4 protein-coding genes are annotated in these 5631 nt (G+C 56.3%); all 4 read right to left on the reverse strand.

Annotated elements, in window-relative coordinates:
- Window positions 1–349 precede the first annotated feature (349 nt).
- Window positions 350–484: a hypothetical protein gene (locus V0288_RS24790; protein WP_332867881.1), complete on the reverse strand. Its 135-nt coding sequence runs from the start codon at window positions 482–484 to the stop codon at window positions 350–352.
- A gap of 79 nt (window positions 485–563) precedes the next feature.
- Entirely contained in the window at window positions 564–1055 is a 492-nt protein-coding gene (locus V0288_RS24795; protein WP_332867882.1) for a chemotaxis protein CheW, read from the reverse strand.
- A 34-nt stretch (window positions 1056–1089) separates the two neighbouring features.
- Window positions 1090–5376, reverse strand: a complete 4287-nt coding sequence (locus V0288_RS24800; protein ID WP_332867883.1) for a hybrid sensor histidine kinase/response regulator — start codon at window positions 5374–5376, stop codon at window positions 1090–1092.
- The coding region (locus V0288_RS24805) for a hypothetical protein (protein ID WP_332867884.1) at window positions 5373–5631 on the reverse strand (259 nt) is incomplete at its 5' end. The genes V0288_RS24805 and V0288_RS24800, both read right to left, overlap by 4 nt.

Below are 5631 nucleotides of genomic sequence, written 5' to 3' on the forward strand. Positions count from 1 at the left end.
GTATCATGTTACGTCGGTTAGCTTCCTAAAGATTTACTTTATAAATAGTCTCTAAAGAAATCGGTCGATCGCTCTCGAAACGGCGATCGGGATTCGTGGTTAGTTGTCTAAATACTCGGAGCGTCGCCCTCGAAACGGCGATCGATACTCGGCTCTCTTTCTTCTCTCTGGTTTTCCTATTGTATCCGAACGAAGGTTTTTTGTATCAAATTTTACAGGATTCTTTTTTAAGAGACCTCTCGCGGAAGTGAGAATCGAAAGCCAATTTTAACTATAAATTTAAGATTTTAAGAATATTTGACGAAAAATGAACATCTCATGCCCTTATGATCTCTTTAATCCTCCTTTCTCATCCTGACTCCTGACTCCTGACTCCTGACTCCCGCCCCAACGAGAGATTTTTGATTTTTGCAAGAGTCCTAAGATTTGTTTCGAGAAAAGCGGGAGAAAAAATCCCCCGACGATCGCCGGGGGACGTGTACACGGGAAAAAATTGACAATAGAGCGGTCATTCGGGAATCCAATAACCGGGAAAGCCGATAGCGAAAAGCCTTCCCCCGAGATCACGCGCCCTCTAACAGTCGATCGATATCCAACAGAAACACCGTCATCGAGGCATCGGCCCGATCGATCACCGTGACGTGGGAGGCGATCGATAGAGTGTCCGATCGACGGTAGGATTCCGGCAGAACCCGCAGTCGCGAGAGAGTGATATCGAGTAAGGTCGGGGTTTCCGCGACCCAGATACCGATCGTCTCCCCGGTCGCGTTCTTGGCGAGGATTAAATAGCCCTGTCGGTCGGGAGCGCTCGATCGCTCGGTTTTAAAAAGCTTTCGATACAGATCGACGACCGTGATCTCGGTATTCTCGACGTGAACGATCCCGAAAGAACTCAACCCGCTCCCGTAAACGGGGAGATGCCGGATCACTTTCCGCACGCTCTCGACCGGTAACGCGAGTTGTAAATTACCGACCGCGAACTGTAGGAGTTTGATCGCCCGATCGTTCTGAACGACTTGTAAGGGGTTTTGATAATTGGTGGTCGGATTACTCATGCTAACTCCAGAAAGAACGCGAGGGATCGATCGCCTAATTCAACAGTGCCGGACTCGCGACGAGATCGCGTACCGCGAGTAAGAACTGTTGCTCGATGTAGGGCTTGGTGAAATAGGCGTTCGCGCCGAGGTGCGTCGCGAGTTGACGGTGTTTATCGCTTCCGCGCGAGGTCAGCATGGCGACGGGAATTTTCAGGAGATCGTCGGATTTGCGCCGTTGTCCCAAGAACTCGAAACCGTTCATATTGGGCATTTCCACGTCGCAGACGATCAGTTGTACGTCGCGGGTCCGCTCCAACTGTTCCAGCGCCTCGCGGCCATCGCGCGCTTGTAGCACCCGATATCCCGCCTTCTGTAACGTGATCGCGAGAGTGCGTCGCAGGGCCGCCGAATCGTCCACGATCAGGATCGTCGGGATCGAGGGAGCGGGCGCGGTCTCGATCGGTCGGGTGGGAATCACGCGAGAAACGCTCGGCGCGGTGATTTCTTCCTGATATTCCAGGAGAATGATGGCGTTAACCACGGGAATCAGCGTACCGTCGCCGAGAATCGTACAACCGTAGGTGTAGGGGGGAGCGACGATCGCGTTCCCGAAGGGTTTGATCACTAATTCCTGTTCCGTCACCAGTCGATCGACCTCTAGCGCGATCATCTGTTGTCCCCGACGCAGGAACAGCAGGGGAAAACCCCAATCTTCCGGGGAGGGAACGGTCGCGATCAGGGACTTACGGGCGAAGGTTTCCGGGAGGGGACAACGGTACTCTAGAAGGCTGACGAGACGGTAAATCGGCACCAATCGATCGCCGAAATAGACGAAACGTTGCTCGCCCGATCGCTTGATCTGGTCTTCCCGCGGGATGAGGATTTCCTCGATCGCGTCCGAGGGGAGAGCGATGGAGGTCGATCGGGATCGATCGCCGTCGGCGTAGAGCGTGCAGACGAGCAGTTTCGCGATCGTCAGGGTTAACGGTAAACGGAGGCTAAAAATCGTTCCCTTTCCGGGCATCGACGTGACCGAAACCGTCCCCTTGAGCGCCCGTACCTGATCGCGCACCACGTCCAGACCGACCCCGCGGCCGGATAACTCGCTCACCGTTTCCGCGGTCGAGAATCCCGGCTCGAAGATCAGTTCGGCTAATCGGTCTCGCGGTAGTAAGGCTAACTGTTCCTCGGTCATCAGTTCCGAGGCGATCGCCTTCTCGCGAATTCTCTCGAAATTCAATCCCCGGCCATCATCTTTAATCTCGATAATGGTTTGGTTGCCCTGATGGTAGGCGCGGATCTCGATCTGTCCTTCCGCCGGTTTTCCTTTTTCCCGTCTCGCGTCCGGCGTTTCGATCCCGTGATCGAAAGCGTTTCGCAGAAGGTGCAGGAGCGGATCGTAGAGTTTTTCCAGGGCGGCCTTATCGACGAGAACCCCGGTTCCCGTTAGTTTCAAGCGGACGGTTTTGTGATAGCTGTTCGAGAGATCCCGCAGGACGCGGGGGAAACGATTCAACACTTCCCCTAATGGCAACATTCTCGCCCACATCAACTCGTCCCGGAGGTTGGTGAGCATTTGCCGTTGGGTTTCCAGGGTTTGGTTCGATCCCCGCGCGAATAGGACGATATCATCGACGGATTCGCCTAACTGCATCATCTGTTCTAGCAGTTCCTGTAATTGCGAGTGCAAGTGACCGTACCGATCCATCTCCAGGGTATCGAAGCGGATATCGGTGTCGCTCTCGTCGGTGGTCGTGTCCCGATGGCCCGTCGGTAGACCGGTTAATAACGAATCCCCGGCGAGCAACATCCGATCGGCCAGTTCCCGGATACCGTTGGTGATGCCCTCGAAACGGGCGAATCGATCGAGTAATTCCTTGACCGCCGCCTGTAATTGCTCGTTTTGGAGCGATAAGCTATTCCGGTTGATCGATAGCTCGCCCACGAGGTTACTCATCCGCTCTAATCGGTTGAAATCGACCCGCACCGTCAGGGAAGAACCGGAAGAACCCGCGGTCGTCTTAGCGCTCTCTTTCTCGTCGCGGGCCTTCGGTTTCGCTTCGACGGGCGCGTCATCCAGATCGCTCTTGACAGAATTTACAATTTGTGGTAATAAATCCGCGAGAGGCAGGCGATCGAAATCCCGGCCGATTTCCGTTGCGGCCTGTTCGATACTGGCCTCGATCTCGGCCCGCGGGCCGTCGTCGATCGCGGGAATCTCGACGGAACCGAAAACCTCTTCGAGGGATTCGGCGGCGATAAACTCCTCTTCCCGCCGGATTTCGGGGATCGACACGTTTTCGAGCGGGGAAATTGCCAAGGAACCGAAAATCTCTTCGATCGCCCGGTCCGCGCTCGCGGTGTCGGGTTCCGGCGGCAGGGCGAACACGTCTTCGAGGGACGGGATCGCGAAGTCACCGCTCTCCTCGGGTTCGAGCGACGGTGGGGCGATCGCCTCTCCCTCGGTCGCGGGAGAAAGATCGATCTCCGAGGGATCGTCAACGAACAGATCGAAAAGGGAGGGGATCGGATCGTCCTCGGTTCCCCATTGAATCATTTCCTCGTCCGGGAAAACGTTCGATCGATCTTCCGCGATCGGCGCTTCGGCGAGAGCGAAAACGTCCTCTAGCGCGGGTACTTCGGAAATCGGCGCTTCGGCGAGAGCGAAAACGTCCTCTAGCGCGGGTACTTCGGAAATCGGCGATTCGGCGAGAGCGAAAACGTCCTCTAGCGGGGGGCTTGTCGTTAGATCCGCGCCTTGAGGGGAGGGGAAAGCGAGAATCGAGAGTTCTGCCGAGGGGGTTCCTCCCGCGGTTCTATCCCCGGCTAAGACCCGTTCTCTAGCCTGTTGGAAATCTTTTCGGGCGATCGAGGCGATTTCCCGGAGTTGTTCGGGATGGTATTCGATCGCCCGGCGGGTTGTGGCGCAAATTTCCCCGAATCCGGGAAGGTTGAGCATTTGCGCGAAGGCATCGAACATTTCTAGGGTCGCTTGCAGGGTAGCGGCGATTTCCTCGGTTCGATCGCCGGCGAGCGCGGTTTCCAGCGTCGTTAGATTCTCGGCCACATCCACCTCGAAAATCGAGGCCACGATATCCACCCCGAGATCGCTAGAACTCGGCAGATAATCCCCCGCGTGCCGGAACGCGTCGCCGAGATATTCCTCGATCCGGGAGAAAACGCTCTCCGCGCGCGCGAGGGCGGCGGCTTCATCCGGTTCTCTCCCCTCGATCCGATCGAGGAGGGGGGTTTTCAGACAATCGAACCCGGACTGTAGGGCGTTGTCTAATTCGGGCGTGAACTCGACACCGGGATGGCCGAGGGCGCTAAACACGGTTTCCAAACGGTAGGCGATCGAGCGGATCGTTTCCAGTCCGACGCTGGCGGCCCCTCCCTTGATCGAGTGCGCGGCGCGAACCAGTTCGTGAATTTCGGCGGGCGCGAGATCGGCCCCGTTCTTCTGGAGGCCGCGCTCGATCGTTTGTAAGAGTTCCGTCGCTTCCTCGATGAAAAAGTGATAGGCTTGCTCTAAAAAATCTCGATCCAGACCGTGGGAAACCGACTCGCTACCGAAGGAGAGGAGTTCCGCGGAGGGAGAACCCCCGGAGGTTCGATCGCCCGCTAAAACGGCGGAGCGGGCGTTATCCCAGTCTTGAAGGGCGATTCTCGTGATTTCTGTCGCTCGATCGGGGTATTTCTCCAGCTTTTCCCCGACAACCCGACCGATCTCGCCGAATCCGGGTAACGCCAACATTTCCGAGAAGCCGGTAAAGATCTCGATCGTGGTCCGCAGTTCGATCGCCACGTCTCCCGTCCCGCCGTCCAGAACCGTTTTCACCCGTTGTAATTCCGTCTCCACGTCCACGTCAAAGATCGAACGCGTGATATCGATACCCAGATCGGCCGAACCGGGAATAAAATCCGCACCGGACACGAGCGCTTCGGCTAAAAGTTCTTGAATTTGTTGGAAAATAGGTTCGGCGGTGAGTAAAGCGGCTTCGGGATCGTGTTCGCCCCGATCGATCTGTTCGAGTAGGGGATTTTTCAAACAGTCGAATCCTTGTAGGAGCAGGCTTTCTAACTCCGAGTCCCACCGCACGCCCTCCTGATAGAGCGCCCGGAAAAAGTCTTCGAGACGGTGGGACAGGGTACGGATCGCGTCGAGACCGACACTAGCGGCGCCCCCCTTGATCGAGTGCGCCGCGCGCATGATCTCGTGAACTCTCGCCGGCGATCGATCTTCTTGTAGGGACAGTAAACCCGTCTCGATCGTCTGGAGGAGTTCCGATGCCTCTTCGATAAAGAATTGATAGGCTTGGTCGCGAATCTCTAGGTTCATCGTCTTTTAGGAACGCGTTTTTTTGGATAGATGGGGAAGGTGGGGGAGATGAGGGAGGTGAAGGAGGTGAGGGAGGTAAGGGAGGTGAGGGAGGTGGGGGAGGTGAAGGAGGTGAGGGAGGTAAGGGAGGTGGGGAGATGAGGTAAGAATATATATTGTCGTTTTCTTCTGACTCCTGACTCCTGACTCCTGACTCCTGTCTCCTGCCTCCTGACTCCTGCCTCCTGACTCCTGACTCCTGCCTCCTGCCTCCTG

This window comes from Pannus brasiliensis CCIBt3594 (assembly GCF_036688125.1).
GTDB classification, from domain to species: domain Bacteria; phylum Cyanobacteriota; class Cyanobacteriia; order Cyanobacteriales; family Microcystaceae; genus Pannus; species Pannus brasiliensis.